Origin of the sequence: Microbacterium sp. MMO-113, from assembly GCF_037148555.1 — a bacterium.
GTDB lineage: Bacteria > Actinomycetota > Actinomycetes > Actinomycetales > Microbacteriaceae > Microbacterium.
In genome coordinates this window covers 661071-685991 of sequence record NZ_JBBCTD010000001.1, presented here as the reverse complement: position 1 = coordinate 685991, position 24921 = coordinate 661071, and the positions used below count along the sequence as shown (strand labels likewise).

Genomic DNA, 24921 nt, shown 5'->3' with positions numbered 1-24921 from the left:
CCCCGGAGGGACGCCCGTTCGTTCGCGAGTCGAATCAGCGCGCGGCGCTGCCGTCAACGTAGTCCTCGTCCTGCTGCTTCCACGCGAAGAGCGAACGCAGCTCCTTGCCGGTCGCCTCGATCGGGTGCTGCTCCTCCTTGGCGCGGAGGGCGAGGAACTCCTCGGCCCCGTTGTCCTGGTCCTCGATGAAGCGCTTCGCGAACGCGCCGGACTGGATGTCGGACAGGACGCCCTTCATGCTCTCCTTGACGCGCTCGTCGATCACGCGCGGACCGGAGACGTAGTCGCCGAACTCGGCGGTGTCGGAGATCGACCAGCGCTGCTTGGCGATGCCGCCCTCCCACATGAGGTCGACGATGAGCTTGAGCTCGTGCAGCACCTCGAAGTAGGCGATCTGCGGCTGGTAGCCCGCCTCGACGAGGGTCTCGAAGCCCGCCTGCACCAGGTGGCTCATGCCACCGCAGAGCACGGCCTGCTCGCCGAACAGGTCGGTCTCGGTCTCCTCGGTGAAGGTCGTCTTGATGACGCCGGCGCGGGTGCCGCCGATCGCCTTCGCGTACGACAGCGCGAGGTCCCAGGCCTGGCCGGACGCGTCGCGCTCGACGGCGATGATGTCCGGGATGCCACGGCCGGCGACGAACTCGCGGCGCACGGTGTGGCCGGGAGCCTTCGGCGCGACGAGGATCACGTCGACACCCTCGGGAGCGTCGATGTAGCCGAAGCGGATGTTGAAGCCGTGCGCGAAGGCCAGGGTCTTGCCCGCCGTCAGGTTCGGGGCGATCGACTCGCTGTAGATCGTGCGCTGGTGCTGGTCCGGCGCGAGGATCATGATGACGTCGGCCCACTCGGTCGCCTCGGCGACGGTCTTCACGGGGAAGCCGGCCTCCTCGGCCTTCGCGGCGGACTTCGAGCCCTCCTTGAGGGCGATCGCGACCTCGACACCCGAGTCGCGCAGGTTCTGGGCGTGGGCGTGGCCCTGCGAGCCGTAGCCGACGATGGCGACCTTCTTGCCCTGGATCAGGGACAGGTCGGCGTCGTCGTCGTAGAAGATCTCGGTGCTCACTGGTTTCTCTCCTTGGTTGTGGTTGTGCGGGACGCGCGGTCCCTGAGTCTGTCGAAGGGTCAGCCGCGCAGGACGCGCTCGGTGATGCTCTTGCCGCCGCGGCCGATCGCGAGGAGGCCGGACTGGGCGATCTCCTTGATGCCGAAGGGCTCCAGAGCGCGCAGCAGCGCCTCGACCTTGCCCTTGTCCCCGGTGACCTCGATCACGAGGGCGTCGGCGGCGTAGTCGACGACCGAGGCGCGGAAGAGGTTGACGACCTCGATCACGTTCGAGCGGCTGGCGTTGTCCGTGCGCACCTTCACGAGCATGTGCTCGCGCTGCACGGACGACGCCGGGTCGAGCTCGACGATCTTGATGACGTTGATCAGCTTGTTGAGCTGCTTGGTCACCTGCTCGAGCGGCAGCTCCTCCACATCGACGACGACCGTGATACGGGAGATGCCCGGCACCTCGGTCACGCCGACGGCGAGGGAGTCGATGTTGAAGCCCCGGCGCGCGAACAGGCCGGCGACGCGGGTCAGAAGGCCGGGGGTGTTCTCCACCAGCAGGCTCAGGACGTGGGTCGACACGGCTCAGTCCTCCTCGTCGAACGCGGGCGCGTGGTCGCGCGCGTACTGGACATAGCTGTTGCTGACCCCCTGCGGCACCATCGGCCACACCATGGAGTCGGCGCTCACGACGAAATCGATCACCACGGGGCGGTCGTTCGTCTCCAGAGCGAGCTGGATGGCGGCGTCGACCTCCTCCTCCTTCTCCACGCGGATCGCGAGGCAGCCGTACGCCTCCGCGAGCTTCACGAAGTCGGGGATGCGGATCGTGCCGTGCCCGGTGTTCAGGTCGGTGTTGGAGTGACGGCCGTCGTAGAACAGCGTCTGCCACTGCCGGACCATGCCCAGCGACGAGTTGTTGATGATCGCGACCTTGATCGGGATGTTGTTGATCGCGCAGGTGGCGAGCTCCTGATTGGTCATCTGGAAGCAGCCGTCGCCGTCGATCGCCCAGACCTGGCGTTCCGGCTCCGCGACCTTGGCGCCCATGGCCGCCGGCACCGAGTAGCCCATCGTGCCCGCGCCGCCGGAGTTCAGCCAGGCGTTCGGACGCTCGTACTTGATGAACTGCGCGGCCCACATCTGGTGCTGCCCCACACCGGACGCGAAGATACCCTCCGGCCCGGTGAGCTCGCCGATGCGCTGGATCACGTACTGCGGGGCGAGCAGGCCGTCGGTCGTCGGCGCGTATCCGAGAGGGAACTCGTTCCGGAGCCCGTCGAGGTAGGACCACCACTCCTCGATGTCGGGCTTCGCGTCGGCCGTCGCTCCGCGGAAGGCGGCGTCGAGGTCGGTGAGCACGTCGCGCACATCGCCCACGATCGGCACGTCGGCCGTGCGGATCTTGGAGATCTCCGCCGGATCGATGTCGACGTGCACGACCTTCGCGTTCGGAGCGAACAGGGCGGCCTTGCCGGTGACCCGGTCGTCGAACCGGGCGCCGAGCGAGACGAGGAGGTCGGCCTCCTGCAGCGCGAGCACCGCGGGAACCGTGCCGTGCATGCCGGGCATGCCCAAGTGCTGCGGGTGCGAGTCGGGGAACGCGCCACGCGCCATCAGCGTCGTCACGACGGGCGCACCGGTCGACTCGGCGAGCTCGAGCAGCTCGGCCGCGGCCCGACCGCGGACGACGCCTCCGCCCACGTACAGCACCGGCTTCTTCGCCTCCGCGAGGAGGGCGGCGGCCGCCTGGATCTGCTTGCCGTGCGCCTTGGTCACCGGGCGATACCCCGGGAGGTCGATCTTCGGCGGCCACACGAAGGGCGCCGTCGCCTGCTGCGCATCCTTGGTGATGTCCACGAGCACGGGACCGGGGCGACCGGTGCCGGCGATCTCGTAGGCCGCGGCGATCGCGCCGGGAATGTCCGCGGCGTCCTTCACCAGGAACGAGTGCTTCGTGATCGGCATCGTGATCCCCACGATGTCGGCCTCCTGGAACGCATCCGTCCCCATCAGCGTCGAGAACACCTGACCGGTGATCGCCAGCAGCGGCACCGAGTCCATGTAGGCGTCGGCGATCGCCGTGACGAGGTTGGTCGCTCCGGGACCGGACGTGGCGATGCACACGCCGACCTTGCCGGATGCGGACGCGTAACCCTCGGCCGCGTGGCCCGCGCCCTGCTCGTGCCGCACGAGGATGTGGCGGAGCTGCGAGGCGTCCATGAGCGGGTCGTAGACCGGGAGGATCGCGCCGCCGGGAAGGCCGAAGACGTCCGTGACGCCGAGCAGCTCGAGCGAGCGGACGACGGCCTCTGCACCGGTGATCTCCGGAGCGGATGGACGGGCGGGCGGCCTCGGCACGGCCGAGACGGAGTCAGCAGTCATGACTTTCCTTCTGATGAACTGTGCGGGACACCGGCGCTCCGATCGAGCGGTTGCTGAGCCGGTCGATGGATCAGCCGGTCGTCGCGCCCTCGGCGGCGGACCGCACGAGGCGCGAGTACTTGGCAAGAACGCCTCGGGTGTAGCGCGGGGGAAGCGGCTCCCAGCCAGAGCGGCGGGAGGCGAGCTCTGCCTCGTCGACGAGTAGATCGAGAGAGCGAGCTGCGATATCGACCCGTATCAGATCACCATCGCGCACGAAGGCGATGGGACCTGCGTCCACCGCTTCGGGTGCTATGTGGCCGATGCACAGGCCGGTTGTGCCGCCTGAGAATCGTCCGTCCGTCAAGAGTAGTACATCTTTTCCGAGCCCCGCGCCCTTGATGGCGGCGGTGATGGCGAGCATCTCGCGCATGCCCGGTCCGCCCTTGGGACCCTCGTACCGGATGACGATGACCGTCCCCGGTTCGATGCTGCCCTCGGCGACCGCGTCCATGGCGGCGCGCTCCCGCTCGAAGACCCGCGCGGGGCCCTCGAAGACGGCCGCGTCGAAGCCGGCGGTCTTGACCACGGCGCCCTCCGGCGCGAGCGATCCGTGCAGGATCGTCAGGCCGCCGGTGGCGTGGATCGGGTTGTCGAAGGTGTGGATGACCTCGCCGTCGATCGGCTGCGGGTCGAGCTCGGCGAGGTTCTCGGCGAGCGTCTTGCCGGTGACCGTGAGCGCGTCGCCGTGCAGCAGCCCTTCGTCGAGCATCGCCTTCATGATCACGGGGATGCCGCCGTGCCGGTCGACGTCGTTCATGACGTACTTGCCGAACGGCTTCATGTCGGCCACGTGCGGGACCTTGTCGCCGATGCGGTTGAAGTCGTGCAGGCTCAGCTCGACCTCGGCCTCGCGGGCGATCGCGAGGAGGTGGAGGACGACGTTGGTCGAGCCGCCGAGGGCCATCGCGAGGGCGATCGCGTTCTCGAACGCCTCCTTGGTGAGGATGTCGCGCGTCGTGATCCCCTGGCGGAGCAGGTTCACGACCGCCTCGCCCGAGCGGTGCGCGAAGTAGTCGCGACGGCGGTCGGCAGCGGGCGGCGCAGCGGAGCCCGGGAGGCTGAGCCCGAGCGCCTCGGCGACGGAGGCCATGGTGTTGGCGGTGTACATGCCGCCGCACGCGCCCTCACCGGGAGCGATGGCGCATTCGATGCGCTTGAGGTCCTCCTCGCTCATGAGACCGGCACGGCAGGCGCCGACCGCCTCGAACGAGTCGATGATCGTGACGTCCTTCTCGGTGCCGTCGGAGAGCTTGACCCAGCCCGGTGCGATCGATCCGGCGTACAGGAACACGCTGGACAGGTCGAGGCGCGCGCTGGCCATGAGCATGCCGGGGATGGACTTGTCGCAGCCGGCGAGGAGGACGGAGCCGTCGAGGCGCTCGGCCATCATCACGGTCTCGACCGAGTCGGCGATGACCTCGCGGGAGACGAGCGAGAAGTGCATCCCCTCGTGCCCCATCGAGATGCCGTCCGAGACGGAGATCGTGCCGAACTGCAGCGGGTAGCCGCCGCCGGAGTGCACGCCCTCCTTCGCCCCCTGCGCGAGCCGGTCGAGGCTCAGGTTGCAGGGCGTGATCTCGTTCCAGCTGGACGCGATGCCGATCTGCGGCTTGTCCCAGTCGGCATCCCCCATGCCGACGGCGCGGAGCATGCCGCGGGAGGTCGTGGCCTCGATGCCGTCGGTGACGACGCGACTGCGGGGCTTGATGTCGATGGGCGCGCTGGTGGAGGGATCATGCGAGGACATGACGAGAGTCTATTCCTGCGCGACGACCCTCTCGTTCGCGAGCGTCTCCAGAAGCGCGGCGATCTGTTGTGGGGAGTCCACACGGAGGGTTGCGGCGCTCTCCCCCGGCCCGACGCGCACGCCGAGGTCGCCCTCCTCCAACACGCGCATCGCATCCTCGTCGGTCACGTCGTCGCCGGCGAAGAGGATCCCGGTCGCGTCGAAGCGCTGCCGGAGGGCGATCATCGCGGCGTCCTTCCCCTCGTTCCGCGACGAGAACTCCAGCACCCGGTGACCGGCGCGCCGCCGCCAGTGCGGGAAGCGCTCGGCGACGAGGGCGTCGATCTCGGCGAAGACCTTCTCCTCGGTGTCCCGGTCCGCGCGGCGGGTGTGCACACCCATTCCGAAGGTCTTGGGCTCCAGCTCCGCCCCCTCGTAGCGGTCGATGATCGGCTGCGCGGCCGCCCACAGCTCCTCCCGCGCCCCGTTCTCGGTCGCATCGCCCGGCGCGTCGGCGGCCCCCTCACCGGGGAACCAGTACTGCGCGCCGTGGGAGCCGGCGAGCACCACGACGGAGTCGTCGGTGTGCTCGGTGATCTCCCGGAGGTCGTGCATGCTGCGCCCGGAGACGTAGGCAACGACCGTATTCGGCATCGCGGCGAGGCGGTCCATCTGCGCGGCGACCTCCGGCAGGGCGCGTGCGGCCATGGGGTCCACCACGAGCGGGGAGGCGGTGCCGTCGAAGTCGAGGGCCACCACCAGCCGCGGCGTCGTCGCGAGGGCGGTGAGGTCGGCGTCGGCGGTTCCGGGGATCCAGGGGCGCGTCACGGTGTCTCCGATCGAGAGGAAGAAGGGGGGCAGGGAGGGCGCTCAGCGGCTGCGGACGTCCGCCAGAGCCTGGAGGAAGGACGACGACCAGGCGTTCACGTCGTTGTCCAGCACCCGTCGCCGCAGGGACCGCATGCGGCGTCCCTGCTCGGCGGGCGACATCTCCACCGCCTCCATGATGGCGTCCTTGAGACCGGCGATGTCATGCGGGTTGACGCGAACCGCCTGACGGAGCTCGTCCGCCGCTCCGGTGAACTCGCTGAGCACCAGCACACCGCGGTTGTCCGTCCGCGTGGCGATGTACTCCTTCGCGACGAGGTTCATGCCGTCCCGCAGCGCCGTCACGAGCATGACGTCCGCCGCGAGATACAGGGCGACCATCTCCTCGCGCGGATACCCCTGGTGAAGGTAGCGGATCGCGGAGTGGCCAACCGTGTCATGGTCGCCGTTGATGCGGGCCACCGCGAGCTCGATCTCGTCCCGGAGGTGCGCATAGGCGTCCACCCGCTCCCGGCTCGGGCTCGCCACCTGGATGAGGGTGACGTCCTCCACGTCCAGGCGGCCGTCTTCGAGGAGCTCGCCGTAGGCCTTGATCCGGTGCCCGATGCCCTTGGTGTAGTCCAGGCGGTCGACGCCCAGGAGGATGCGCTGGGGATTGCCGAGGCTGGCGCGGATCTCCGCGGCACGCGCCCGCACGTCCTCCCTGGCGGCCAGTTCGAGGTACGGAGCGGTGTCGATGGAGATCGGGAACGCCTTGGCGATCGCCGTCCGCGAGCCTCCCTGATCCGGGACCGTGATGTTCGACCCCTTCACCTCGTAGCGCAGCCGCCGCCGCACGGCGGTGAGGAAGTAGGTCGCATCCTGTGCCCGCTGGAAGCCGATGACGTCGGCGCCGAGCAGCCCGCGGAGCACCTGGTCACGCCACGGGAGCTGCGCGTACAGGCCGTGCGCCGGGAAGGGGATGTGGTGGAAGTAGCCGATCGTGACGTCGGGGCGCAGCTCGCGGACCATCTGCGGCACGAGCTGGAGCTGGTAGTCGTGGACCCAGACGGTGCCGTCCTGGGCAGCGGCGGCCGCGGCGGCCTCCGCGAACCGGCGGTTGACCCGCACGTACGCGTCCCACCACTCGCGGTGATACTGCGGCGGTGCGATGACGTCGTGGTAGAGCGGCCAGATGGTGTCGTTGGCGAAGCCCTCGTAATAGTCCGCGACGTCCTCGGAGCTCAATGCCACCGGGATGAGATGGATGCCGTCGGCGTCGAAGGCTTCGAGCTCCACGTCCGGCTGACCGGGCCAGCCGACCCAGGCGCCGTGCACGCGGCGCATCATCGGCTCAAGGGCGGCGACGAGGCCGCCGGGCGACGTCCGCCACGTCTCCTCGCCGTCGGGGCCCACGACCCGGTCCACCGGGAGGCGGTTGGCGACGACGACGAAATCAGCAGCGGTCACAGGGGCACTCCTCGGTCCAGGAGCTTCCAACCTATCGAGGATGCGCGCCGACCGCCGGTCCTCCCTCAGGCCTTGACAGCGGACGTCGCGCGGTGCACACCGCTGAGGGCCCAGTTCCCGAGGCCCGCCGCGAACGCGATGCCGGCCGCGATCACCGGGAGGACCAGGGCGGCGGAGGTGCCGAGGCTCTCCGCGATCTCTCCCGCCACCGCGGCGCCGATCGACTGGCCGACGATAACGCCGGAGCCGAGCATCGTCATCACCGTCGCCGACCGGCCACGGGGGCTCCGCGCCGCTCCGAAGCTGTACTGGGTGACGAGCGTCGGCCCGATGCCGATGCCCATGATGGCCAGGGCGAGCATCATCCCCGCAGGCGAGTCGACGATGCCGAGCAGCAGCGAGCCGGCCAGCAGCACTCCGGAGAAGACCAGCCAGCGCGCACGCAGCGAGAACCGGGCGGGGAGCCACGCGACGCCCAGGGCCAGCAGCGCGGAGCCGACGCCCATCACGCCGTACAGCAGGCCCGCCTGCTCCGGGGCACCGAGGTCGGCCATGAACGACGTGAGCGAGGTGAGCATCGTGCCGAAGAAGATGCCGACGCCGAGGATGCCGAGGACGACGATGAGGAGCTGCGGCCGGAACAGCTCGGACACGGCGGACGGCGCCCGACCGTCGTCGGTGCGGTCCTGGGAGACGTGACGTCCGCTCGGGTGCAGCGCGAAGGCCCCGACGAACACCAGGGTCAGCACGGCGGCGCCGACCAGCGGGGCCCAGGGCGCGATCGCCGAGGCGAGCACGCCCACGATGAAGGGCCCGAAGACGAAGACGGTCTCGTCGGCGGCCGACTCGTACGCCATCGTGCCGGAGACGGTGCGGGCACGGCGCTCCGCCGGCATCCGCTCGCCGATGATCGTGACCAGACGGGAGCGCGAGAGCGGCGCCACCTGCGGGGCCGTCGCGCCGATGCCGATCGCGGCGAGAAGCACGAACCCGTCGGCGGCCGGGCCGTAGACGACCGCCGTGAAGAGCAGGAGCATCGCCGCGTTGCCCACGGCGAGTGCGAGGAGGACCGTGCGCTGACCGAACCGGTCGGCCGCGGCGCCCAGGAGCGGGCCGAAGCAGGCGGTGCCGAGACCGACCGCAGCGGACGTGAGCCCGCCGAGGGACAGCGATTCCCGCGCCGACACGACGACGGTCAGCACACCGACGACCATCATGGCGAAGGGCAGCCGCGCGATGAACGCGATGAGGAAGTAGGGCAGGCCGGCGAGGCGGAAGAGGCTCGGCTCGGCGGTATCGGGCGTGGTGCTGGCGTGTGTCATGGCTCTCGCGCGTCGACGACGCGATGTCGGGTGCCGCCGCTGTCCGCCGGAGACGCCGACGGCCGGTAGATACACGGTTTCTGCGGCCGCGGGCGAACCGCGACCCTCCCATGATATCCGGTGCCCCAGGGCGTGCGCCCTGCCAGCCTCTCCCCCGGCTTGTCAAGCCACCGACCCGCGCACCCCGGCTGCGGGTACCGTAGGGGCATGCGCTACCTCTTCAGCACCGGACTCGTCGCCGCGATCTCGGCTGGGATCTCGCTGCTGCGCGGCACCCGCAACGAACCCATCACCTGGCGCTCGCTCCTGTCATGGGTGAGCTGGGGCATCACCATGGCGCTCGCGGTCGGCGCGGTCGTCGACATGCGCCGTGAACGCCACGGCGTGCCGGTGGACGCCGACTCCCCGCAGTCGGTGAAGAAGTCCAAGAAGGCGCAGCGTCTGCAGTTCCGTTCGCAGAAGGCCCTCGCCGACGCGCAGGGGCACGCCCAGGACAAGCGGTCCTGACGCGCCCCCGCGCCTCCCGCGTCAGCGCGTGAGGATGAGCGCCTCGCCCTGACCGCCGCCGCCGCACAGGCCGACCGCCGCGGTTCCGCCACCCCGGTGGGCCAGCTCGTGCGCGACGTGCACCACGAGCCGGTTGCCGGAGGCGCCGATCGGATGACCGATCGCGATGCCGCCGCCGTGCACGTTGACGATGCTGCCGTCCAGCCCGAGCTCGGTCTGCGAGCGAGCGACCACGGCCCCGAACGCCTCGTTGATCTCCACGAGATCGAGGTCCTGCGGGGTGATCCCCTGCTTCCGGCACGCCTGCTCGATCGCTCGGGCGGGCTGCGCTTGGAGCGAGTTGTCCGGGCCGGCGGTCTGACCGCTCGCGCCGACGGTCACGAGCACCGGCCAGCCCTTGGCCTCGGCGGTCGCCCGCGTGGTGACGACCACGGCGGAGGCGCCGTCCGAGATCTGGGACGAGTTGCCCGCCGTGATCGAGCCGCCCTCGGCGAAGGCGGCTCGCAGTCCCGCGAGGGTCTCCACCGTGGTGTCGGGGCGCACCCCCTCGTCTCGGGTCACCCGCACGGGTTTCCCCCGGCGCTGCGGCACCTCGACGGCGACGATCTCCGCATCGAGCACACCGCTCTCCTGCGCGGCGGCGGCCCGCTGATGCGAGAGCGCGGCGACCCGGTCCTGCATCTCCCTGGTGAGCTCGTACCGCGCGTTGTGGCGCTCCGTGGACGCGCCCATGCTCTCGCGGTCGTAGGCGTCCGTCAGCCCGTCGTAGGCCATGTGGTCGAGGACCTCGACGGTGCCGTAGGTCCAGCCATCGCGCGATCCCATGAGCAGGTGCGGTGCGCGGGTCATGGACTCCATGCCGGCGGCGACGACGACCTCGGCGTCCCCGGTCCGGATCATGCGCGCCGCGTCGATCACGGCGGTGAGCCCGGACAGGCACACCTTGTTCACGGAGTGGGCAGGGACGTCCCAGCCGATCCCGGCGCCGATGGCCGCCTGCCGGGCGGCGTTCTGTCCGGATCCGGCGGCGAGCACCTGTCCCACGATGACCGCGTCGACGTCCTCCGGGTCCACTCCGCCCTGCTCCAGGGCACCGCGGATCGCGAACGACCCCAGCTGCGGCGCCGTGAACGCGGCGAGCTGCCCCTTCAGCCGCCCCTGCGGGGTGCGCGCCGCGGCGACGATGACGACATCGTTCTCACTCATTGATCTCGGTCCTTCCGTTGTCCAGTTCCGGGGCAATGCGGAGGGGCGGCTCCGTGGCCTGCCGCACCTGCTCCACCGTGACGCCGGGGGCGAGCTCGACCAGGACCGGCCCTTCCGGCGTCACGTCGATCACCGCGAGGTCCGTGATGATCCGGTCCACGACGCCGCGCCCGGTCAGAGGCAGCGTGCAGGCGTCGACGATCTTGGCCGAGCCGTCCTTGGCGACATGCTCCATCAGCACGATCACCCGTCCCGCGCCGTGCACGAGGTCCATCGCCCCTCCGGGCCCCTTCACCATCTTGCCGGGGATCATCCAGTTCGCGAGATCGCCCGTGGCGGAGACCTGCATCGCCCCGAGGATGGCGGCGTCGATCTTCCCGCCGCGGATCATGCCGAAGCTGAGGGCGGAGTCGAAGAACGCCGCCCCCGGGAGCGTGGTCACCGTCTCCTTCCCCGCGTTGATGAGATCCGGATCGACCTCGTCCTCCCGGGGGTACGGACCGACCCCGAGGATGCCGTTCTCCGACTGCAGCACCACGGTCACGTCGGACGGCACGTGGTTGGGGACGAGCGTGGGCAGGCCGATGCCGAGGTTCACGTACGCGCCGTCCGGCAGCTCGACCGCCGCGCGCGCGGCCATCTGGTCTCTCGTGAGCGCCATGTCAGGCTCCTTCCGCGGCGACGGTCCGCCGTTCGATCCGCTTGGGGATGTCCTCGCCCACCTCGACGATCCGGTGCACGAAGACCCCGGGGAGGTGGATCGCATCCGGGTCGAGCTCGCCGGGCTCGACGAGCCGCTCGACCTGCGCGATGCACACGCGGCCGGCCATCGCGGCGAGCGGGTTGAAGTTCCGCGCGGCCTTCGTGAACACCAGGTTGCCGTGCCGGTCGCCGCGGGCCGCGTGCACCAGGGCGAAGTCGGTGGTGATCGCCTCCTCGAGCACGAACTCGCGGGGCTCACCGTGCACGGCGAACGTGCGCACGTCCTTGGGCGGCGAGGCCACCGCGATCGAGCCATCGGCGTGGTACCGGCGAGGAAGGCCCCCCTCGGCGACCTGGGTGCCGACGCCCGTCTGGGTGAAGAACGCGGCGATTCCGGATCCTCCCGCCCGCAGCTTCTCGGCGAGCGTGCCCTGAGGGGTCAGCTCCAGCTCGAGTTCCCCGGACAGGAACTGCCGCTCGAACTCCTTGTTCTCCCCCACGTACGACGAGGTCATCTTCCGGATGCGCTGCGCGGCGAGCAGGACGCCGAGTCCCCAGTCGTCCACTCCGCAGTTGTTGCTGACGACGCTCAGGTCGGTCGTGCCCTGCGCGAGGAGCGCTTCGATGAGCGCGATCGGGTTCCCGGAGAGTCCGAAGCCTCCGACGGCGAGCGAAGCGCCGTCCGGGATGTCGGCGACGGCGGCCTCCGCGGAGTCCCATTGCTTGTCGATCACGTCTGCTCCTTCGGTTCCGTGTCCCCTCCAGCCTCCCGTCCCGGCGGAGTCACGGCCAGCACCCTCTTGCGATGTGGACGCCCGCACCACTAGCGTCCACGATGTGGACACTGCGACGAATCCCGTCCCCGGAACTCAGGCGGTCGCGCGGGCGGCGCGGCTCCTGCGGCTGGTGACGGCCGCCGGCACCGACGGCGCCACATTGCAGGAGCTCGCGGCACGCGCCGGGCTCTCCCGACCCACCGCGCATCGCCTGCTCAGCGCCCTGCGCGCGGAGGGTCTCGTCGACCGCGACGCCGACAGCACGCGCTGGATGCCGGGACCCGAGCTCTTCCTCATGGGGTCGGTGGCCGCCGCTCGATACGACGTGACGGCCCTGGCCCGGGACATCGTGCGGTCGCTCGCCGTGAAGACCGAGGAGAGCGCGTTCTTCTCCGTCCGGCGCGCGGACGAGACGGTCTGCCTGCTGCGGGAAGAGGGCTCCTTCCCCATCCGCTCGTTCGTGCTCAGCGAGGGGGTGCGCTTCCCGCTCGGCGTGGCGAGCGCCGGCCTGGCGATCCTTGCCTTCCTCCCCGACCACGATGTGGATGCCTACCTGGAGCGCCATCCGGAGCTCGTCGAGAACTGGGGACGTGCTCACGGCGAGCGCCCGCTGCGGAAGCGCCTCGCCGAGACGAAGGAACGCGGGTTCGCCGTCAACCCCGGCCTGATCGTCGAGGGGAGCTGGGGCCTCGGCGCGGCGGTGTTCGACCGCGCCGGACGCCCGGAGTGGGCGCTCAGCCTCACCGGTGTCGCCTTCCGCTTCGGCCCGGAGCGCCAGGCCGAGCTGGGCCGGATCCTCCTCGCGCACGCCCATCAGCTCTCCGCGAGGATCGCGCACGCCCGACGCTGAACTCGATACATACCAAGAGGTATATACTTTCTGGTATGAATCGCTCCGAGGTCATCCCGTCCCTCGTGCTGTCGGGCTACGCGCTGGGTCGCATCGCCGCCCAGGACGCGGGGAACGAGGCCCCCGCCGCGCAGTGGCGTGTGCTCAGCCTGCTCGACCAGTCAGGTCCCCGTCGCGTCGGCGAGCTCGCCGTGGCGGCCCGCACGACGCAGCCCGGGATGACCCGGCTGCTCGGCACCCTCGAGCGCGAGGGCCTCGTCCGCCGCTCCCCCGACCCCGACGATTCCCGTGCCACCGTCGTCGCCGCGACCCCCGACGGCACGGCAGCCCTGGCCGCCTGGCGCTCCGAGTTCCGGGAGACGATCGCACCGCGGTTCGCCGACCTGGACGACGACGACTGGCACGCCCTCACCCGTGCGGCCGAGATCCTCGCCGCCCGCACCTCCGCAGATCGGACAGGAGAGATCCGTTGAACACCGCCCCCTCGGTCTGGAGGCAGCCCGCCCAGGTGTGGGCCGTCGCCTTCGCGTGCGTCGTCGCCTTCATGGGGATCGGGCTCGTCGACCCGATCCTCCCGGCGATCGCGGAGTCGCTCGAGGCCTCCCCGGTCGAGACGGAGCTGCTCTTCACCAGCTACCTCCTCGTCACCGGCCTCGCGATGCTCGTCACGAGCTGGATCTCCAGCCGGATCGGCGCCAAGGCGACCCTCCTGGTCGGTCTCGGCCTGATCGTCGTGTTCGCCTTCCTGTGCGCGATCAGCGGCAGCGTCGACGCGGTCATCGGCTTCCGTGCCGGCTGGGGGCTGGGCAACGCGCTGTTCATCTCGACCGCGCTGGCCACGATCGTCGGCGCCGCATCCGGCGGCAGCAGCGCGGCCATCGTGCTGTACGAGGCGGCTCTCGGCCTCGGCATCGCCGTGGGTCCGCTGCTCGGCGGCATCCTCGGCGAGCAGAGCTGGCGAGGACCGTTCTTCGGCGTCGTGGCCCTGATGGCCATCGCCTTCATCGCGGTGCTCGTGCTGCTGCGGGGTCCGGGTGAGAAGCGCACGCCGGTGAAGTTCTCCGCCCCGTTCACGGCCCTGCGCCGTCCGGCGCTCGCGATCCTCGCCGTGGCCGCCCTGTTCTACAACATCGGATTCTTCGTGCTGCTGGCGTTCTCGCCCTTCCCCCTGGGCTTCGGAGCGATGGGCATCGGCCTGACGTTCTTCGGCTGGGGTGTCGCCCTCGCGATCACCAGCGTGTGGGTCGCGCCGGTGCTGATGCGCCGGATGCCGAGGACGCATGTGATCCTCACCGTGCTGCCCCTGCTCGCCGTCGACCTCGTGGTCGCGGGACTTGTCGTCGCCGAGCCTGCCGCTCTCGTGGTGTGCATCATCGTGGGCGGCCTGCTCCTGGGCGTAATGAACACCGTGCTGACCGAGGCCGTCATGGAGGCGACCGACCTCCCCCGCTCGGTGGCCTCCTCGGCCTACTCCGCGGTCCGCTTCCTCGGCGGCGCGATGGCCCCGCCGATCGCGGCGCTGCTGTGGCACCTATTCAGCGCCACCGTGCCGTACCTCTTCGCCGCCGCCGCCGTCCTGCTGGCCGCGCTGACGATCCTCCTCGGCCGGAAGGTCCTCGCGCACATCGACGACGAGCCGGCTGATGCGACCACCGAGGACGCGGCGGCGATCCTCGTCGGTGACGCCGGCTGACCCGCTCGGCTACCGTGGGGTCATGACCGACGCTCCTCCCCTCCCCGAGCGCAGCCGACGGGTGCAGGAACACCTCCTCGCGGCCGGTGTCGAGACCGAGATCCGGGTCCTCCCGGACTCGGCGCGCACCGCCGCCGAGGCGGCCGCCGCCATCGGCTGTGATGTCGCCGCGATCGCCAACAGCCTCGTCTTCCTCGCCGACGGCCGCCCCGTCCTCGTCATGACCAGCGGCGGGCACCGGGCGGATCTCGCCGTCCTGGCGCGAAGCATGGAGGCGAGCGAAGTCGTCATGGCACCACCCGCCACCGTGCGCGACGCCACCGGGCAGGCGATCGGCGGGGTGGCGCCCGTCGGCCACCCCGCGCCCCTCCCCACCTTCATCGACAGCGCCCTGCAGGCGTACGACGTGATCTGGGCGGCGGCGGGCCATCCACACACCGTCATGCCGCTGACCTTCGTCCAGCTGTCGGATCTGACCGCCGGCACCGTGATCGACGTGGTGTGACGCCCCGGATGTCCGCGCCGTGCCTCATGATGGAGGCGATGCGGGCCGCGGCGCGAGCGACCGGCGAGACGGAGGCGATGACATGTGCGGACGATTCGCGAACGACGCGACGACGGACGAGCTGATCCGGGAGTTCGTCGCCGAGGGCGGCCGGCCGGAGGACTGGTGGAAGTCCTGGCACGGCGCCTACTCGATCGCGCCGACCGAAAGCGCCCCGATCGTCCGGGACCGCGGTGAGGGCCGCATCCTCGAACTCGTGCGATGGGATTGGCAGAGTCCCCCCAACCGTCCGCAGCGCGCCCCGCTGATCAACGCCCGGATGGAGAAGCTCGCCGCCGGGTTCTGGGCGCCGGCGTTCTCCGCGGCGCGCTGCCTTGTACCGATGCGCGGGTACTTCGAATGGACGGGCGAGAAGGGGCGCAAGACCCCGCATTTCCTCCACGGAGACGGCCTGCTCGCCGCGGCCGGTCTCACTTGGTCGATGGAGCATGCGGGAGAGAAGGTCCGCTGCTTCGTCGTCGTCACCCGAGAGGCGCGAGACGCCGGCGGCGAGGTGCACGACCGGATGCCGGCGTTCCTGACTCCCGACACCTGGGACGCCTGGCTCGCACCGGAGAAGCTCACCGGGCAGACCAAGCTCGACACGCTGGCGATGCTCGATCACACCTCCGCCGATGTCGCCGCGACGCTGCACGGCTACGTCGTGGACCGCAAGGTGAGCAACACGCGCACCGTCGATCCCACGGATCCCACGCTCCTCGCCCCGGTCGGGTGAAACGCGGCGACACGCGCGGACGCACGACACCCCGGTGGGATAGGAGATCGGGCGGATGTGTGACACGCTGAGCACACCCACACCAGCGGTCACCTCGGCCGCGCCTCTTAGCACAGGTTCCCGTGGAGAGAAGGGAATCTTGCGATGGGCAAGTTCATCTACGAGAACAGCGTCAAGGTCGACATCGAAGACCGCGCTCTCACGCACATCCAGCTGGTCATGACCGCGAAGCTCCGCCGTGGCGAGCCCTTCGGCTTCACCTGGAAGGACGACGTCAGCATGGGCGGCGGCCGCACGACGGTCTGGATCCATGCCGGAAGCTCACTGGTGTACAAGTACCATGGCAGTCGCCAACCCAGCGTCAACCGCGCCTGGATCGAGGCCCTCGCATTCACCGCGAATGCCCCGAGCGGTCTGTACCTCGTCCCCGAGCCCGCGGACCAGCAGCAGCCGGACGGCAGCGAGAGCGCTCTCACGCGGTCCTAACACGCTCGCCTGCGGGGTTCAACCCCTCTTGTCGGGTCTTGAGGTGATTCGTACCGTGGAGCGCATGGGGAACCAGACGGGAATGACGACGACGCACATCGAGATCGATGGGCACGACTTCCTCCTGCCTCGCAGCACGGATGTCGCGGACCTCATGTCTCGCATCGAAGCGGCGGCGCGCTCGCAACCGACGTTCATCGACTTGGCGACAGGTGACACGCTCACGAGCGTGCTCATCACCGCGCAGTCCCGCGTCATCGTCTACCTGATCCGCGAGGACGCCGGACGAGACGCCCCCATCGATGTCCGCTCCACGCTCGACTGGGATCTCTGAGGGCACGACTCGCTCGTAGACTGGACGGATGCTCGTCGCTCTCATCCGCCCCCGCGGATCCATGACCGTCGACGTCACAGGCATCTCGCTGGAGGACGTCCACACTCAGCTCGATGCTCACCGTGAGCCGGGCTACGCTCTGACGTCCGCCCCGGTGCGGATGCTCAAGGGCGAGGCGAAGATGGAGGCGACGGGAACGTTCCAGCGCGTCGACGGCGTCGAGCAGATCGAGGCCGACGATATGGCGGGCATCGAGGCGAAGGTCCCCGAGGGCTGGCAGCTCCTCTCCGTCCGCCGCGCCTGACCCGCGTACCACCCCACCCGCACCGCGATCTCGATCCCGTCCGAGCGACCCGGCGCCGGCGTGGGCAGAGAAAAAGCCCCGGAGATGGCGAGATCTCCGAGGCTTGTTCCGTGCACCCCCAGGGACTTGAACCCTGAACCCACTGATTAAGAGTCAGTTGCTCTGCCGATTGAGCTAGAGGTGCGTGGCCCGGGATAACCCCGACCGAGGAATTACATTACCAGCGGTTGGCGCCGACACGAAATCCGCCGCGGCCCGGGCGTGGCCCGGGCGTTTCGCCCGCCGATCCTGGCCGATGGTCTCTGCGGGCGCGGTCGGGGCGACGACTATCCTGAGAGCGTGACCGCCACTCCCGACGCCGCCGACCTGCGCGCCGACCTGCAGCTCGCCCTTCGCCTCGCCGATGCCGCGGACGCCCAGTCCCTCCCCCGCTTCGACGCCGCCGACCTGGAGATCTCCACGAAGGCGGACCGCTCGCACGTGACGGACGCCGACCTGGCGACGGAGCGCGCGATCCGCCGGATCCTCGAGGAGGAACGTCCCGACGACGGCATCTTCGGCGAAGAGTTCGGGGCTCAGGGCAGCACCGCCCGGCAGTGGATCATCGACCCGATCGACGGCACCGCGAACTTCCTCCGCGGCGTCCCTCTGTGGGGGACGATGATCGCCCTGGCGATCGATGGTGTGCCCCGTGTCGGCGTGGTCAGCATGCCCGCCCTCGGGCGGCGCTGGTGGGCCGCAGCAGGACACGGCGCTTGGACGGTGAGCGACCGCACCGAGCGCCGTCTCACCACCTCCACCGTCTCCTCGCTGGACGATGCCAGCGTGAGCTTCCAGAGCATCACCCAGTGGCGCGACGCCGGACAGCTGGATGCCCTGCTGCGCCTGAGCGAGCGTGTCTGGCGGGATCGGGCGTACGGCGACGTCTACGCCTACATGCTGCTCGCCGAGGGACGGCTGGAGGCAGTAGCCGAGTTCGATGTGAAGGAGTACGACATCGCGGCGGCCGTGGCGATCGTCCGGGAGGCGGGCGGACGCATGACCGCGTTCGACGGCTCCGAGACGATCTCCGCCCGCTCGACGCTCGCTACCAACGGCACCCTTCACGACGACTTCCTCCGTCTCCTGCACGACTGACTCTCCGAGGCCACGATGACCACCCGACGATTCGCGATCCTGACCGGTCTCGTGCTCGCGGGTTCGATCCTCACCGCATGCACCGGTGAAGGCGCGCCCGGTCCGTCGCCGTCGCAGGGCTCCGTGACGCCCACGGCAGACGCCGGCGCGAGCACGGCGCCGGGCGGCGACGAGCTGACGTGCGAGTCCATGATCTCCGAAGGCACCGTCGCGGCCCTCACCGACGCGGGGTGGACCGCCGAGCCACGCGAGTTCCGCGTCGGGGGCGTCGAGCTGACCCAGGGACTCCTCTGCTTCTGGGCCGACTTCGGCGTTCCCTCGGACCATGGTCAGATGTACGGCTGGTCCCTCGTGTCCACCGAGGATGCGGAGCGCGCACAAGCTGGCCTCGTGGAGGAGGGCTGGCGGAGCGAGGAAGACGCGCAGGGCGTGTACGTCACCGAAGACCCGCAGTTCGCCATGAGCACGGACGAAGACGGGTACGGCATGACCTACCTCTTCGGCGATGGCTGGGTGAAGGTCGCCGACACGAAGCAGGGACTCCTCCTCATCGAAGGACAGAGCTGACGGCACACACCATCCGGCCGGCGCTGTCAAGCGGCTGGGCCTGCGGCCGCGGATCGACGAGGGTGGAGGCATCCGAGGAAAGGAACGCCCATGGGTAACGACAGCGACCGCAACGACATCAGCACTGAGCCCTCCCCCGGCCCCGAGGAGAACGACAACCTCGGCGCCGAGGACAACAAGGGCGAGCCGCGCACCGTTCCGCCCACGGACGGATCGGATGACGACGGCGACGACGTGCTCGCCGAGGACCCCGACCGCTCGCACTGAGCCCGCTGTCCCGATGACAGGAGCCCCGCCTCGCACGAGGTGGGGCTCCTGCACTGTCACTCCGTCGTCGAGCTCTGGACGATCTCGTCGACGAGCGTGATGCCTCCGGTCGAGTTCGCCGACTGCATGAGGTCGTCGATCCACTTCGGATTGAGCTTCGGCGGCTCCCGCCCTTCGAAGGTGAAGCGCAGCGGGATCGACGGGTGGAGCCAGATGGTGGAGCGTCCGTATGCGTCGCCTTCGGGGTGGGTCCACGACACCGTGAAGCTCTCGTTGCGTCGCAGCTTCGTCGCGATCACGACCTTGAGGTGCGCGAGCGCGCGGTCCTCGATGTGGAGCTGGCTCGTGCTGTCGTACATGATGAACCCCATGACCGAATGCTAGGCCTCGCCTGCCTCGGCCACCAGGGCTGCCCTGCCGCGTGCATTCCTGAACCAGCGCCCTCCTGGTGTCCGTTCGCGTCCCCCGAAGAGGGGACAGACACCCGGCGCTCGCGCCTGCGATCATCGCAGTGGGGGAGTCGAACGGGTGGGCGCTGTCCCGCCGATCGGGGAAGGAGACTTCTGATGACGACCGACATCATCGCGGGGCCGTTCCTGACGGCTGTCCGTCAGGCCTGGGATCGCGCGCGCGCAACGCTCATCGTCCCCCGGGAGTTCACGTTGACGGAGCTCGCGGCCGGAGCAGGGTCGCTGAGCGCAGAGGTTACCGACTCGACGGGGACCCGGTTCGGCTTCCGCGTTCCCCTTCCGGCGGCCGCCCGGTGGGAAGGGAAGGCGCAAGGCGGCGAAGGAACTCCGGAGCACTGGGCGCTGTGGAGCGTCATCATCCCGCTCATGGAGGAGCTGGAGACGGACGGCGGACGCCGCTTCGCCCCCGATGCCGACGGCGTCCGCTGGGTGACCGCGTAAACGATCACGGTCGCCGCGCCGCGGAGCCTATCGTACGTCCGCCCGTCGTCGCCGACGTAGCTCAGCGCGATGGTCACGTTCGTGGCGAGGTCCCCCCGCCGGCCGAGCACCCACGCTGCGGGGGTCTCGGCCTCCTGTTCCCACGACGCGAAAAGGCCCGCCTCCCTGGTGATCACCAGGGGGGCGGGCCTCATTCAGTGTGACAGCGACCTGGTGGAGCTGGGGGGAATCGAACCCCCGTCCAACGCTGAGTCTCCACGCCTTCTCCGGGCGCAGTCTGTGGAAGCGTTCTGCTCGGCTCCGACCTTTGTCACAGACACCTAAGTCGACGAGCCCAGCCTGGGAAGAGTCCCACGTGACGTCCAGACGCCGTCACGCAGCAAGATTCCTAGATGACGCCAGGATCCGTATCGGAATCACATACGGTCTGACGGACTATCGGGCTCGCTTAGGCAGCGAGGGCGAAGTCGTTGCGCTTGGTTTCGGCAACTATTGTTTTGCAGAGAGCGTTTACGAGATAACTCTGCATCCTCGGCCCGCTTCTCGTGGATTCACAGGCGCTGTCGAAACCGATCAGCCCCGTGGTCCTTCTCTCGAAGGAGCCGCTGTCACGCTGTGGAATTGTCAGCCTCGGACGACGAGCGCCCGAGCATCACAGACTACAACGTCTGCGCCGCCGCCGCCATTCCCGCCGCCGTGCCCGTCGCGTAGAGTCGCCCCATGAGCGATGTGACAGTCACCGTCCGCGGCGAACACGAAGCCCGACTGGCGCCGGAACGGGCGACCATCCGCGTCTCGGTGCGCGCCGAGGGTCCGGAGCGGGCGACCGTCGTCGACCACGTCATGCGCCTGGCTGAGCCGGTCCGCAGCAGCATCGTGGGACGCGTGGACGCCGGCTCCGCCCTCGACTGGAGTAGCACGCGGCTCTCCGTGCGCGCCGAGCGCCCCTGGAACGCCGATGGCAAGCGGCTCGCCCCGGTGTACTACGCGAGCATCGACCTGACCGCGACGTTCGCGGAGGCTTCGGAGCTCTCGCTCTGGATCTCCGACGTATCCGCCTGGGACGGTGTCGAGATCGGCGGGGTCGACTGGCACCTCACTCCCGAGACCCGCGTCCGCGTGGAGCGCGAGGTCGCCGCGCAGGCAGTCGGAGTCGCGGTGACGCGAGCAGAGGCGTACGCCACCGCGCTCGGCCTCGCCGAGGTGACGCCCCTGGAGATCGCCGACACCGGCCTGCTGTCCTCGGCGCCGGCGTCCGGCGCTCCGCTGGGGAAAGCACGCGGGGCCGTCGCCTTCGCGGCCGACGCCGCTCCCGCCATGGAGTACGAGCCGCAGGACATCGTCCTCACGGCGACCGTCGAGGCACGCTTCCTGGCTCGCTGAGCCTTGGTCGTCAGGCGCTGACGACGAAGTCCGCGAGGTCGGCGGCGAGCCGCTCGGACACGTGCGCGTGGACGGCGGTACCCGCCTCCCGATGCTCGACCGACAACAGCATCCCGGTCTCGTGGATCGCCGCGACGAGGTCGCCGCGGTCGTACGGGATCACGGCGTGGAGTTCCACGGCCGGCTTCGGCAGTGCCTCCTCGATCGCCGCGCGGAGCTCGACGATGCCCTCTCCGGAACGTGACGACACGAAGTGGGCCCGGGGCTCCAGGCCGCGCAGCACCAGCCGCTCGTCCTCCGGAATGAGGTCGGCCTTGTTGAAGACGACGATCTCAGGCATGTCGCGTACGCCGACATCGCCCATCACGTCACGCACCGTCTGCAGCTGGCCCGCCGGGTCGGGGTGCGAGCCGTCGACCACATGCAGCACGACGTCGGCGTCGCCGACCTCCTCCAGCGTGGAGCGGAAGGCTTCGACGAGCTGATGCGGCAGGTTGCGCACGAACCCGACCGTGTCGGTCAGCGTGTACACGCGGCCGTCTTCGGTCTCGGACCGACGGACGGTCGCATCGAGGGTCGCGAACAGCGCATTCTCCACGAGCACGCCCGCGCTCGTCAGAGCGTTGAGAAGACTCGACTTCCCGGCGTTCGTGTACCCGGCGATCGCGACAGAGGGGATGGTGTTCCGCTTGCGTTCGGCCCGCTTCGCCTCGCGTGCGGGCGCGAAGTCGCGGATCTGCTTGCGCAGGAGGGCCATCTTCGTCCGGATGCGTCGGCGATCGAGCTCGATCTTGGTCTCACCGGGACCGCGCGAGCCCATGCCCGCGCCACCGGCGCCGACCTGTCCACCGGCCTGTCGGCTCATCGACTCGCCCCAACCGCGCAGGCGCGGCAATAGATACTCGAGCTGCGCGAGCTCGACCTGGGCCTTGCCCTCCCGGCTCTTGGCGTGCTGGCTGAAGATGTCGAGGATCACGGTGGTCCGGTCGATGACCTTCACCTTCACGACGTCTTCGAGCGCGCGTCGCTGGCTGGGGGCCAGCTCGGTGTCGGCGATGACAGTGTCAGCCCCTACGGCCGCGACGATGTCCTTCAGCTCCTGCGCTTTGCCGCGTCCGAGATAGGTCGCGGCGTCCGGGTGCGGACGGCGCTGCAGGACGCCGTCGAGCACGACGGCGCCGGCCGTTTCCGCGAGGGCGGCGAGCTCGCGCAAGGAGTTCTCCGCGTCCTCCTGGGCCCCTTGCGGGTACACGCCGACAAGCACGACGTTCTCGAGGCGCAGCTGACGGTACTCGACCTCGGTGACGTCTTCGAGCTCCGTCGACAGACCGCCCACACGCCGCAGCGCGTGCCGATCCTCGAGGTCCCACTGGTCGCCGTCTGCCGTCGAGTGTGCGGCGGTGGCTTCGTCCTGGAGCGCCTGCGCGGCACCGAACGTCCGCACCTCCGAGCGCTTCTCTGCGTTCGCCAGCACGCGGTCGACCGTCTGGTCGTCGGTGGAGGGTGTCTTCGTCTCCGTCATCCGTTCCTGTCTCTGGTTTCCTCGCGAGCCTTAACCTTAGCCCGCGCCGTCCGGTACGCTCACCGTATGGGGTCCGACCACTACTTCACTGCGGCCCCGGCTAGCCCCGAGAACCTGCGCAAGATCCGCGTATCCCTGGCAGGACGTGAGCTCGAAGTGACCACCGCGGGTGGTGTCTTCAGCCCTGATCGACTCGACGCCGGCACCGCAGTGCTTCTCGCCAACATGCCTCCCGTTCCTCCCGGAGGTCATCTTCTCGACCTCGGCAGCGGGTGGGGGCCCATCTCCCTGTCGATGGCGTTGGCCGCACCGCACGCGACCGTCTGGGCGGTCGATGTGAATGAGCGGGCTCTGGACCTCGTGCGTCGCAACGCCGCCGCCCTCGGCCTCACCAATGTCAACGCGGCACTGCCCGAGGATGTTCCCGCCGATGTCACGTTTCGCACGATCCGGTCCAACCCTCCGATCAGGGTCGGGAAGAACGAGCTGCACGGTCTGCTGGAGAAGTGGATCCCGAGGCTCGACGAGCGCAGCGATGCGTGGCTCGTCGTGCAGCGGAACCTCGGCGCCGACTCCCTGCAGCGCTGGATCGCGGCGACCTTCCAGCCCGGCTTCAGCGTCTTCCGGACGGCGACCGGCAAGGGCTACCGCATCCTCAAGGTGCGAAAGCACGGAACGCCCCCCACGGAGCCGATCGACGTCGTCTGAGAGGTCCGCCGCTCGGCGGCCTCAGGCGAGATCGACTTCGCCCTGATAGACGAGCTGCGCCGGCCCGGACAGCGCGACGTGCTCCCCGTCTTCGGCGGGGAACATGCGGACGCCCAGTGTGCCGCCCGGAACCTCGACCTGCCAGTTGTCCGGGGCTTGAGCGCCGGCCCAGTAGCGCACAGCGAGAGCCGTGGCGGCGACGCCCGTTCCGCAGCTCAGCGTCTCTCCGACCCCGCGCTCGAACACACGCATCCGCACGTGCCCGATGCCGTCGCGCACGAGGGGCTCACCGGGCACCACGAACTCGACGTTGGCTCCCGCGGGCGGAGCCGGCTCCAGCTCGGGCGTGCGGGTGAGTTCGAGGAGGCCGAGCTCCGCGTCGGACGCGAGCGCCACCACGACGTGCGGATTCCCGACGTCGATCCCCAGGCCCGGACGGGTGACGGTCAGCCCGTCCGCGCGCACCAGCGGGTCGTCTCCCGACAGCTTCCACGCGCCGAGGTCGACCTGATAGCCGCTCACGCTGCGCGTGACGTCACGGATCCCCGCTCGGGTGCCGATCGGAAGCGTGCTGCCGGGCTCGATCGCCGCGAGACCGGAGCGGACGAGGTAGTGGGCGAAGACGCGGATCCCGTTGCCGCACATCTCGGCCACGGAACCGTCCGCGTTGCGGTAGTCCATGAACCATTCGGCATCCGGCTCTTCTGCCAGGGCCGCTGCACCCTCCGGCATAGCGGAGGATCGCACGACGCGCAGCACCCCGTCGGCGCCGATCCCGAAATGCCGATCGCAAAGCACCGCGACCTGCTCCGCGGTCAGCTCCAGCCCGCCATCGGGGTCGGCGATGATGATGAAATCGTTGCCGGTACCGTGCCCCTTGGTGAATGCGACCATGCGACCAGTCTAGGGAGCCGAAGGCCCAGCAGCGGCTCCTGCGACGCGATAGCGCCCGCTGAGGAAGCTGCGGTTGCGGGCCACCTCGATCAGTTCCAGATCGAGTCGCCGCGGCAACAGCGGGGCCCCGCTGCCGAGGGTCACCGGTGCGTACTGCACCCAGACCTCGTCCAGCAGCCCCGCGTCGGCGAACTGCCCGGCGAGGTCTCCCCCACCGACCACCCAGAGATCCTTGCCACCCGCGGCGTCGAGCATCGCCGCGTGCACGTCGCGGATGTCGGCACTCGTCACCCGGACATCGGCCCCCTCCGGCACCGTGAGATCACGATGCGACAGCACCCACGTAGGCTGCGTGTACGTCCAGCGGCCCTCCTCGTGGCGCATGACCCACTCGAACGTGGATGCCCCCATCACGAGCGCACCGATGCTCTTCTCGAAGGCGGGGTACGCCATCGGGCCCTCCATGTCGATGTCCTGGCTCAGCAGCCAGTCCAGGGAATGCTCGGCAGTGGCGATGAAGCCGTCCAGGCTGGACGCGGTGAAGTAGTGAGTGGCCATACGCGCATGCTCGCACGGGCCACCGACATCGCGG

At 69.8% G+C, this 24921-nt stretch carries 29 protein-coding genes, 1 tRNA gene and 1 other RNA gene; 15 read left to right on the top strand and 16 right to left on the bottom strand.

Features of this window, described 5'->3' with window-relative positions; genetic code table 11:
• Window positions 1–34: 34 nt before the first annotated feature.
• From ilvC to WFJ36_RS03195, 7 genes are all read right to left on the bottom strand, one after another.
• Window positions 35–1063 (bottom strand): ketol-acid reductoisomerase, encoded by a 1029-nt coding sequence (gene ilvC / locus WFJ36_RS03225; RefSeq protein WP_025103269.1) that lies wholly within the window; start codon window positions 1061–1063, stop codon window positions 35–37.
• Between the two features lie 59 nt (window positions 1064–1122).
• Window positions 1123–1632, bottom strand: coding sequence for an acetolactate synthase small subunit (gene ilvN, locus WFJ36_RS03220; protein ID WP_025103268.1), 510 nt, complete (start codon window positions 1630–1632; stop codon window positions 1123–1125).
• A 3-nt stretch (window positions 1633–1635) separates the two neighbouring features.
• On the bottom strand, window positions 1636–3435 hold the full coding sequence (locus tag WFJ36_RS03215) for an acetolactate synthase large subunit (protein ID WP_071328458.1): 1800 nt from the start codon (window positions 3433–3435) through the stop codon (window positions 1636–1638).
• Between the two features lie 70 nt (window positions 3436–3505).
• Window positions 3506–5224 carry a dihydroxy-acid dehydratase gene (gene ilvD, locus WFJ36_RS03210; protein WP_071328457.1) on the bottom strand — a complete coding sequence of 573 codons (1719 nt, stop codon included), beginning with the start codon at window positions 5222–5224 and terminating at the stop codon, window positions 3506–3508.
• Window positions 5225–5233: 9 nt separating this feature from the next.
• Window positions 5234–6031 carry a trehalose-phosphatase gene (gene otsB, locus WFJ36_RS03205; protein WP_336642627.1) on the bottom strand — a complete coding sequence of 266 codons (798 nt, stop codon included), beginning with the start codon at window positions 6029–6031 and terminating at the stop codon, window positions 5234–5236.
• 42 nt (window positions 6032–6073) lie between these two features.
• Window positions 6074–7480: an alpha,alpha-trehalose-phosphate synthase (UDP-forming) gene (locus WFJ36_RS03200; protein ID WP_071328456.1), complete on the bottom strand. Its 1407-nt coding sequence runs from the start codon at window positions 7478–7480 to the stop codon at window positions 6074–6076.
• Window positions 7481–7545: 65 nt separating this feature from the next.
• Entirely contained in the window at window positions 7546–8802 is a 1257-nt protein-coding gene (locus tag WFJ36_RS03195; protein WP_071328455.1) for an MFS transporter, read from the bottom strand.
• A gap of 207 nt (window positions 8803–9009) precedes the next feature.
• Here WFJ36_RS03195 and WFJ36_RS03190 point away from each other — a divergent pair, with 207 nt between their 5' ends.
• On the top strand, window positions 9010–9309 hold the full coding sequence (locus WFJ36_RS03190) for a hypothetical protein (RefSeq protein ID WP_025103262.1): 300 nt from the start codon (window positions 9010–9012) through the stop codon (window positions 9307–9309).
• Between the two features lie 21 nt (window positions 9310–9330).
• On the opposite strand, the gene WFJ36_RS03185 is transcribed toward WFJ36_RS03190, so the two are convergent.
• The 3 genes from WFJ36_RS03185 to WFJ36_RS03175 are packed head-to-tail and all read right to left on the bottom strand — an operon-like array spanning window position 9331 to window position 11951.
• Window positions 9331–10515: an acetyl-CoA C-acetyltransferase gene (locus WFJ36_RS03185; RefSeq protein ID WP_336642626.1), complete on the bottom strand. Its 1185-nt coding sequence runs from the start codon at window positions 10513–10515 to the stop codon at window positions 9331–9333.
• Window positions 10508–11176: a CoA transferase subunit B gene (locus WFJ36_RS03180; protein ID WP_292790890.1), complete on the bottom strand. Its 669-nt coding sequence runs from the start codon at window positions 11174–11176 to the stop codon at window positions 10508–10510. The genes WFJ36_RS03185 and WFJ36_RS03180 overlap by 8 nt, the downstream gene beginning before the upstream one ends.
• Window position 11177: 1 nt before the next feature.
• Complete coding sequence (locus WFJ36_RS03175) at window positions 11178–11951, bottom strand: CoA transferase subunit A (protein ID WP_071328453.1); 774 nt, start codon at window positions 11949–11951, stop codon at window positions 11178–11180.
• A 103-nt stretch (window positions 11952–12054) separates the two neighbouring features.
• Between WFJ36_RS03175 and WFJ36_RS03170 the strand changes: the two genes are divergently transcribed.
• From WFJ36_RS03170 to WFJ36_RS03135, 8 genes are all read left to right on the top strand, one after another.
• Entirely contained in the window at window positions 12055–12843 is a 789-nt protein-coding gene (locus tag WFJ36_RS03170; protein ID WP_071328452.1) for an IclR family transcriptional regulator, read from the top strand.
• 35 nt (window positions 12844–12878) lie between these two features.
• Complete coding sequence (locus WFJ36_RS03165) at window positions 12879–13316, top strand: MarR family winged helix-turn-helix transcriptional regulator (RefSeq protein WP_071328451.1); 438 nt, start codon at window positions 12879–12881, stop codon at window positions 13314–13316.
• Window positions 13313–14536 carry an MFS transporter gene (locus WFJ36_RS03160; protein WP_071328450.1) on the top strand — a complete coding sequence of 408 codons (1224 nt, stop codon included), beginning with the start codon at window positions 13313–13315 and terminating at the stop codon, window positions 14534–14536. The genes WFJ36_RS03165 and WFJ36_RS03160 overlap by 4 nt, the downstream gene beginning before the upstream one ends.
• Before the next feature lie 22 nt (window positions 14537–14558).
• Window positions 14559–15041, top strand: a complete 483-nt coding sequence (locus tag WFJ36_RS03155; protein WP_071328748.1) for a YbaK/EbsC family protein — start codon at window positions 14559–14561, stop codon at window positions 15039–15041.
• Window positions 15042–15123: 82 nt separating this feature from the next.
• The gene (locus WFJ36_RS03150; RefSeq protein ID WP_336642625.1) at window positions 15124–15816 is read left to right on the top strand and encodes an SOS response-associated peptidase; all 693 of its coding nucleotides are present in this window, start codon (window positions 15124–15126) and stop codon (window positions 15814–15816) included.
• 144 nt (window positions 15817–15960) lie between these two features.
• On the top strand, window positions 15961–16302 hold the full coding sequence (locus WFJ36_RS03145; protein ID WP_025103253.1) for a DUF7882 family protein: 342 nt from the start codon (window positions 15961–15963) through the stop codon (window positions 16300–16302).
• A gap of 64 nt (window positions 16303–16366) precedes the next feature.
• Window positions 16367–16636 (top strand): hypothetical protein, encoded by a 270-nt coding sequence (locus WFJ36_RS03140; protein WP_143049257.1) that lies wholly within the window; start codon window positions 16367–16369, stop codon window positions 16634–16636.
• Window positions 16637–16664: 28 nt separating this feature from the next.
• Window positions 16665–16940, top strand: a complete 276-nt coding sequence (locus tag WFJ36_RS03135) for a hypothetical protein (RefSeq protein WP_336642624.1) — start codon at window positions 16665–16667, stop codon at window positions 16938–16940.
• A 111-nt stretch (window positions 16941–17051) separates the two neighbouring features.
• Here WFJ36_RS03135 and WFJ36_RS03130 read toward each other — a convergent pair.
• Window positions 17052–17124 (bottom strand) — tRNA-Lys (locus tag WFJ36_RS03130).
• Between the two features lie 155 nt (window positions 17125–17279).
• Between WFJ36_RS03130 and WFJ36_RS03125 the strand changes: the two genes are divergently transcribed.
• The 3 genes from WFJ36_RS03125 to WFJ36_RS03115 all read left to right on the top strand — a co-directional run bounded on the left by WFJ36_RS03125 (window position 17280) and on the right by WFJ36_RS03115 (window position 18911).
• The gene (locus tag WFJ36_RS03125; protein ID WP_071328446.1) at window positions 17280–18077 is read left to right on the top strand and encodes an inositol monophosphatase family protein; all 798 of its coding nucleotides are present in this window, start codon (window positions 17280–17282) and stop codon (window positions 18075–18077) included.
• Window positions 18078–18092: 15 nt separating this feature from the next.
• Window positions 18093–18644: a hypothetical protein gene (locus WFJ36_RS03120; protein WP_336642623.1), complete on the top strand. Its 552-nt coding sequence runs from the start codon at window positions 18093–18095 to the stop codon at window positions 18642–18644.
• Window positions 18645–18734: 90 nt separating this feature from the next.
• A complete protein-coding gene (locus WFJ36_RS03115; protein WP_158698530.1) occupies window positions 18735–18911 on the top strand; it encodes a hypothetical protein in 177 nt (58 codons plus the stop codon).
• Between the two features lie 56 nt (window positions 18912–18967).
• Here WFJ36_RS03115 and WFJ36_RS03110 read toward each other — a convergent pair whose 3' ends face one another.
• A complete protein-coding gene (locus WFJ36_RS03110) occupies window positions 18968–19282 on the bottom strand; it encodes a DUF7882 family protein (protein ID WP_071328444.1) in 315 nt (104 codons plus the stop codon).
• Window positions 19283–19477: 195 nt separating this feature from the next.
• On the opposite strand from WFJ36_RS03110, the gene WFJ36_RS03105 reads away from it, so the two are divergent.
• Window positions 19478–19822: a hypothetical protein gene (locus WFJ36_RS03105; RefSeq protein WP_336642622.1), complete on the top strand. Its 345-nt coding sequence runs from the start codon at window positions 19478–19480 to the stop codon at window positions 19820–19822.
• Between the two features lie 211 nt (window positions 19823–20033).
• Here WFJ36_RS03105 and ssrA read toward each other — a convergent pair.
• Window positions 20034–20403: a transfer-messenger RNA gene (ssrA, locus tag WFJ36_RS03100) on the bottom strand.
• Between the two features lie 139 nt (window positions 20404–20542).
• Here ssrA and WFJ36_RS03095 point away from each other — a divergent pair.
• Window positions 20543–21205, top strand: a complete 663-nt coding sequence (locus tag WFJ36_RS03095; RefSeq protein ID WP_336642621.1) for an SIMPL domain-containing protein — start codon at window positions 20543–20545, stop codon at window positions 21203–21205.
• 10 nt (window positions 21206–21215) lie between these two features.
• On the opposite strand, the gene hflX is transcribed toward WFJ36_RS03095, so the two are convergent.
• On the bottom strand, window positions 21216–22727 hold the full coding sequence (gene hflX / locus WFJ36_RS03090; protein WP_292790850.1) for a GTPase HflX: 1512 nt from the start codon (window positions 22725–22727) through the stop codon (window positions 21216–21218).
• A 66-nt stretch (window positions 22728–22793) separates the two neighbouring features.
• Between hflX and WFJ36_RS03085 the strand changes: the two genes are divergently transcribed.
• The gene (locus WFJ36_RS03085; RefSeq protein WP_336642620.1) at window positions 22794–23435 is read left to right on the top strand and encodes a class I SAM-dependent methyltransferase; all 642 of its coding nucleotides are present in this window, start codon (window positions 22794–22796) and stop codon (window positions 23433–23435) included.
• Between the two features lie 21 nt (window positions 23436–23456).
• Here WFJ36_RS03085 and dapF read toward each other — a convergent pair whose 3' ends face one another.
• Entirely contained in the window at window positions 23457–24329 is an 873-nt protein-coding gene (dapF, locus tag WFJ36_RS03080; protein WP_336642619.1) for a diaminopimelate epimerase, read from the bottom strand.
• A gap of 9 nt (window positions 24330–24338) precedes the next feature.
• Window positions 24339–24887 (bottom strand): dihydrofolate reductase family protein, encoded by a 549-nt coding sequence (locus tag WFJ36_RS03075; RefSeq protein ID WP_336642618.1) that lies wholly within the window; start codon window positions 24885–24887, stop codon window positions 24339–24341.
• Window positions 24888–24921 lie beyond the last annotated feature (34 nt).

Bases quoted from the DNA above. Each gene is read 5' to 3' on its own strand.
- WFJ36_RS03215 (WP_071328458.1), bottom strand. From the start codon at position 3,435: ATGACTGCTGACTCCGTCTCGGCCGTGCCGAGGCCGCCCGCCCGTCCA.
- ilvD (WP_071328457.1), bottom strand. From the start codon at position 5,224: ATGTCCTCGCATGATCCCTCCACCAGCGCGCCCATCGACATCAAGCCC.
- WFJ36_RS03195 (WP_071328455.1), bottom strand. From the start codon at position 8,802: ATGACACACGCCAGCACCACGCCCGATACCGCCGAGCCGAGCCTCTTC.
- WFJ36_RS03190 (WP_025103262.1), top strand. From the start codon at position 9,010: ATGCGCTACCTCTTCAGCACCGGACTCGTCGCCGCGATCTCGGCTGGG.
- WFJ36_RS03185 (WP_336642626.1), bottom strand. From the start codon at position 10,515: ATGAGTGAGAACGATGTCGTCATCGTCGCCGCGGCGCGCACCCCGCAG.
- WFJ36_RS03180 (WP_292790890.1), bottom strand. From the start codon at position 11,176: ATGGCGCTCACGAGAGACCAGATGGCCGCGCGCGCGGCGGTCGAGCTG.
- WFJ36_RS03165 (WP_071328451.1), top strand. From the start codon at position 12,879: ATGAATCGCTCCGAGGTCATCCCGTCCCTCGTGCTGTCGGGCTACGCG.
- WFJ36_RS03155 (WP_071328748.1), top strand. From the start codon at position 14,559: ATGACCGACGCTCCTCCCCTCCCCGAGCGCAGCCGACGGGTGCAGGAA.
- WFJ36_RS03150 (WP_336642625.1), top strand. From the start codon at position 15,124: ATGTGCGGACGATTCGCGAACGACGCGACGACGGACGAGCTGATCCGG.
- WFJ36_RS03145 (WP_025103253.1), top strand. From the start codon at position 15,961: ATGGGCAAGTTCATCTACGAGAACAGCGTCAAGGTCGACATCGAAGAC.
- WFJ36_RS03140 (WP_143049257.1), top strand. From the start codon at position 16,367: ATGGGGAACCAGACGGGAATGACGACGACGCACATCGAGATCGATGGG.
- WFJ36_RS03135 (WP_336642624.1), top strand. From the start codon at position 16,665: ATGCTCGTCGCTCTCATCCGCCCCCGCGGATCCATGACCGTCGACGTC.
- WFJ36_RS03120 (WP_336642623.1), top strand. From the start codon at position 18,093: ATGACCACCCGACGATTCGCGATCCTGACCGGTCTCGTGCTCGCGGGT.
- WFJ36_RS03115 (WP_158698530.1), top strand. From the start codon at position 18,735: ATGGGTAACGACAGCGACCGCAACGACATCAGCACTGAGCCCTCCCCC.
- WFJ36_RS03110 (WP_071328444.1), bottom strand. From the start codon at position 19,282: ATGGGGTTCATCATGTACGACAGCACGAGCCAGCTCCACATCGAGGAC.
- WFJ36_RS03105 (WP_336642622.1), top strand. From the start codon at position 19,478: ATGACGACCGACATCATCGCGGGGCCGTTCCTGACGGCTGTCCGTCAG.
- WFJ36_RS03095 (WP_336642621.1), top strand. From the start codon at position 20,543: ATGAGCGATGTGACAGTCACCGTCCGCGGCGAACACGAAGCCCGACTG.
- hflX (WP_292790850.1), bottom strand. From the start codon at position 22,727: ATGACGGAGACGAAGACACCCTCCACCGACGACCAGACGGTCGACCGC.
- WFJ36_RS03085 (WP_336642620.1), top strand. From the start codon at position 22,794: ATGGGGTCCGACCACTACTTCACTGCGGCCCCGGCTAGCCCCGAGAAC.
- dapF (WP_336642619.1), bottom strand. From the start codon at position 24,329: ATGGTCGCATTCACCAAGGGGCACGGTACCGGCAACGATTTCATCATC.
- WFJ36_RS03075 (WP_336642618.1), bottom strand. From the start codon at position 24,887: ATGGCCACTCACTACTTCACCGCGTCCAGCCTGGACGGCTTCATCGCC.